The sequence below is a fragment of the Hyalangium sp. genome (assembly GCF_035629615.1).
Taxonomy (GTDB): Bacteria; Myxococcota; Myxococcia; order Myxococcales; family Myxococcaceae; genus Hyalangium.
The window spans coordinates 1-3,334 of record NZ_DASPHO010000763.1; the positions used below are offsets into that span (position 1 = coordinate 1).

Below are 3,334 nucleotides of genomic sequence, written 5' to 3' on the forward strand. Positions count from 1 at the left end.
GCACCCCGCTGGAGCGGACCCAGCTTGAGGTGACCAGCATCCGGGAGCAGATCGCGAAGCTGCCGGGCGTGTCCAGCGTCTACACCTCCGTCGGAGGTGGCGTGCAGGAGGAAGTCCACAAGGCCGAGCTGATCGTCAACCTGGTGCCCCTGGCCCAGCGCAACTACGGCCAGCAGGACTTCAAGCAGTACCTGCGGCAGAGCCTGGTGCGCAGCGCGGGTGTGCAGCTCAACGCGCAGGACTTCTCGCCCATCAGCGGCGGTGGCGCCCGGCCCCAGCCGGTGCAGTTCAACATCCGCGGCGACAACTGGACGGAAGTCATCGCCGCGGCGGAGAAGACGAAGGCGGCCATGCAGAAGCAGCCAGGCTTCGTGGACGTGGAGCTCACCTACCGCTCGGGCAAGCCGCAGCTCTCCGTGGACATCGACCGGGATCGCGCCGCCAGCGTCGGCGTGCCCGCGGCCATTCTCGGCACCACGCTGCGCACCTTCCTGGGTGGGGACGCTGTCATCCAGTACCGTGAGGGCGGGGATACCTTCGATGTGAAGGTGAAGCTGCCGCCCGAGGTGCTCGCGGACCCTGAGCAGGTGGGTGCTCTCACCGTGCGCTCGCCCGCGGGCCAGCTCGTGGAGCTGCGCAACCTGGCGGACATCCGCCCGGACGAGGGCCCCTCGCAGATTGATCGGCAGGCGCAGAAGCGCCAGATCACCGTGCTGGCGGAGCTGCGCAACTACAGCCTCGGTGAGGCGCTCGGGTTTCTCGGCACCTTCGCGAAGGACGAGCTGCCGCCCACCGTCATCACGGACTTCGAAGGCCAGGGCAAGGAGCTGGCCAAGGCGGGATTGGCGTTCCTCATGGCGCTCGTGCTGGGCATCATCCTCGTCTACATGATCCTGGCGGCCCAGTTCGGCAGCCTGCTGGATCCCATCACGATCATGATGTCCCTGCCGTTCGCGATCATCGGCGCGCTGGGAGGCCTGCTGCTGTCCGGCGAGTACATGTCCATGTTCGCGATGATCGGCATCATCATGCTCATGGGCCTGGTGACGAAGAACGGCATCCTCCTGGTGGACTTCACCAACCAGCTCAAGGCGCAGGGCAGGAGCACGCGCGAGGCGCTGCTGGAGGCGGGCCCCATCCGTCTGCGGCCCATCCTGATGACGACCATCGCGATGATCGCCGGCATGGTGCCGGTGGCGCTGGCGCGCGGCGACGGCGCGGAGACGCGCGTGCCCATGGCCATCGCCATCATCGGCGGCCTGGTCACCTCCACGGTGCTGACGCTGGGCGTGGTGCCTGTCTTCTACTCGCTGGTGGATGGCCTGCGGCGGCGCATGGTGAAGGAGCGGCCAGCGGAGGATCTCGACGCCCCCTCCCCGCTGCACCAGAAGGCTGACGCCGCCTGATTCATGGCGCGGAGGAGGGAGGCGAGACATCCTCGCCTCGCCCTCCGCGCCCCCTTGTCCTTCGTGGTCATTGACCCGGATGGGAGCGGTGTACCCGCTCTCGTCCCGCAGTCCTCTCCCAACCAGGAAGAGCCCTCTCTCTATGAACCCCCTTGCCCTCGTTGCCCTCATCGCCCTGGCCGCGGAGCCAGGCACCGCTCCCCGGACGTTGACCTTCCAGGAAGTGCTCACCCGCATGGAGACGCAGAACCTGGAGCTGCAGTCCGCCCGCGCGCGGCTGGCCCAGGCGCAGGAGCTGTCCGCCAAGGCGTGGAGCGGCTACCTGCCGCAGATCACCGCTGGCGCCTCCTACACGCGCAACAGTGACGAGGCGAACATCACGCTGCCTGTGGGCTTCACCGTCCGGGATGTGGGCGCTCCGACGAGCGATCCGGCGGCTCCGGACCTGCCGGGCACGCCCACCAACCTGGCCGTCATTCCCTCTGAGGTCATCACTGCGCCCATCCAGCGGTTCAACCAGCTGGGCGCCCAGATCCAGCTCAACCAGACACTGATCGCCCCGGCGCTGTGCCTGGCCATCAAGAGCGCGCGGATCGCCGAGGACGTGGCGGCGCTCAACGTGGAGTCGGCGCGCCGGGAGCTTCTCTTCGCCGCGGCGCAGCTCTACTTCGGCGCGGCGGGGCTCAAGCAGGCGGTGATCGTGCAGGAGCGGCTGTTGGAGGTCCAGACCGCCCGCGAGAAGGATGCGCAGGTGGCGTTCGACGTCGGCGCCCAGCCCAAGGTGGCGCTGCTGCGCGCGCAGATCGACAAGGCGCGCGGGGAGCAGGATCTGGTGCGCGCGCGCAACTCGTATGCGAGCACCCTCCAGGCGCTGGCCACGCTGCTCAATGAGCCGGCGGCCTTCGACGTGGTGGTGCCCGAGGAGCCGGTGCTGCCCGAGGGCATCGAGGATCTGGAGCGTGCGGTGCAGGAGCGGCCCGAGGTGACGGCGGCGCGGCGGAGCGTGGATCTGGCGGAGGCGGGGCGCAGCGGGGTGAAGTGGAAGTACTCGCCCTCGCTGGGCCTGTCAGGCGTGTACCGGTGGGCCAACGTGGCGGGCTTCACCGGCTCCAACACGAGCTGGGCCGTCACCGTGGGGCTGCAGTGGGTGCTGTGGGACGGCGGCCTGCGCGAGGCGGAGCTGCGCGAGAGCAGCGCCAAGGTGGCCGAAGCGAAGGCCAACGCCAGTGCCGCGGAGAACCGCGTGCGGGACGAGGTGCGCCGGGCGGTGCTGGATCTGGTCAGTGCGCGGGCCAACCGCCTCAAGGCCGAGAGACAGGTGCAGCTGGCGCGTGAGAGCCAGCGGCTGGTGGACGTGAGCTTCAAGGCGGGCGCGGCCACCTACCTGGAGGTGACGGACATCAACACGGCGCTCGCGGCGGCGGAGACGGGCTTCGTGGGAGAGACGCTCAACGCCTCCCTGGCCGCGCTGCGCGTGCTCAAGGCCGCCGGCAGGTTCGCCCCGCCGTCCGCGCAGCCCGAGGAGTAGGGCGCCTCACTCCCGCTCCAACTCCTCCGCGATCCCCTTCAGGGCCTGCAAGGCCTTGAGGGGGAGGCTGACTCCTCCTGTGGGCACCTCCGGCTCACGGACGTTGATGCGGATCAGCGTTCCTCCCGAGGCCGCCGCGGCGTGCTCGCAGAAGCGCCGCACCGAGGGGATCGCCGTACCGGCGCCGCACTCGACGATGGCCAGCTTGCCGGGGCGCACTGTCTCCAGCCACTGGGCGAGCCGGTGCTCCTGGGCCTGCGCGCGGGAGCCATCCCATCCCCAGTCTCCGAACATGAGGATGTTGGGCCGCAGGAGCGAGCCGCAGGACGAGCACGTGGGCAGAGGCGGCCGGGCACGGAAGGTCTCTGGATCCACGTCCACCGTGTAGACAGTTGCGGGG

The 3,334-nt window shown here is 69.6% G+C and carries 2 protein-coding genes and 1 pseudogene; 2 read left to right on the forward strand and 1 reads right to left on the reverse strand.

Going from position 1 to position 3,334, the window contains the following annotated elements; genetic code table 11:
* A partial coding sequence (locus VD972_RS38210; protein WP_324993762.1) for an efflux RND transporter permease subunit occupies positions 1–1,406 on the forward strand: 1,406 nt, incomplete at its 5' end.
* Between the two features lie 142 nt (positions 1,407–1,548).
* Positions 1,549–2,934: a TolC family protein gene (locus VD972_RS38215; protein ID WP_324993763.1), complete on the forward strand. Its 1,386-nt coding sequence runs from the start codon at positions 1,549–1,551 to the stop codon at positions 2,932–2,934.
* Positions 2,935–2,940: 6 nt separating this feature from the next.
* Here the strand turns inward: VD972_RS38215 and VD972_RS38220 are convergent.
* Positions 2,941–3,334: pseudogene (locus tag VD972_RS38220) on the reverse strand (NAD-dependent protein deacetylase); the annotation flags it as partial.